The sequence below is a fragment of the Sinorhizobium sp. P24N7 genome (assembly GCF_042436655.1).
GTDB lineage: Bacteria > Pseudomonadota > Alphaproteobacteria > Rhizobiales > Rhizobiaceae > Sinorhizobium > Sinorhizobium meliloti_A.
Map to the genome: position 1 here is coordinate 1 of NZ_JBHMIW010000074.1, position 736 is coordinate 736.

Annotated in this window: 1 pseudogene; it reads left to right on the plus strand. The window is 56.7% G+C overall.

The window, feature by feature from the left end:
• A pseudogene (locus ACFHWW_RS33965) lies at window positions 1-149 on the plus strand (GIY-YIG nuclease family protein); the annotation flags it as partial.
• Between the last annotated feature and the right edge of the window lie 587 nt (window positions 150-736).

The window sequence follows — 736 nt, forward strand, 5'->3', positions numbered from 1 at the left end:
TGGTGTGGTTCGAGGAGTTCGACCTGCTGACTTCCGCCATCATGCGGGAGAAGACGATGAAGAAATGGCCGAGGAAGTGGAAGCTTAAGTTGATAGAAGAATTGAACCCGGAATGGGAAGATATCTCCCACTATCTTCACGGTTTATGAAACGCGCCGAGGGACCCTCTCCACCCTCTTCCCTGTGCTCGTCACAGGGATGAGAGCAGCGCCGCGTCTGCGGCGCGGAAGAGTCTTTCCAGTCCAATGACTTGGCCTGGCTGGATTCCTGTGACAAGCACAGGAATGAGGGTCCGGGGATGTGCGGCATCGCACGAAATTTCTAACATGCAGATACGAGGGAGGCGGGCACGGGTGTTACGGCAACCTTCGCTCCCCTATCCGCACGGCCTATGGGAAGTGCTTCGAGGGACCGCACCCCTTCCATCCTCATCCCTGTGCTCGTCACAGGGATCCAGCAGCGCCGCGTCTGCGGCGCGGAAGAGTCTTTCCAGTCCAATGACTTGGCCTGACTGGATTCCTGTGACGAGCACAGGAATGAGGGACCGGGATGTGCGGCGACTACAACTGTTGATGTGACCATATGGTCCGAGGAGTTCGACCACCACTCCATCCTCATCCCTTATGTGGACGGCTCCCCCTTGCAAGTGTTTTTTGCAGATTTTTTGATCGGATCGCTTGCTTCCATATGTTCGGCCTTTCGGTGTGGCCGCACAGGGCCACTGGCCAAGATGGTT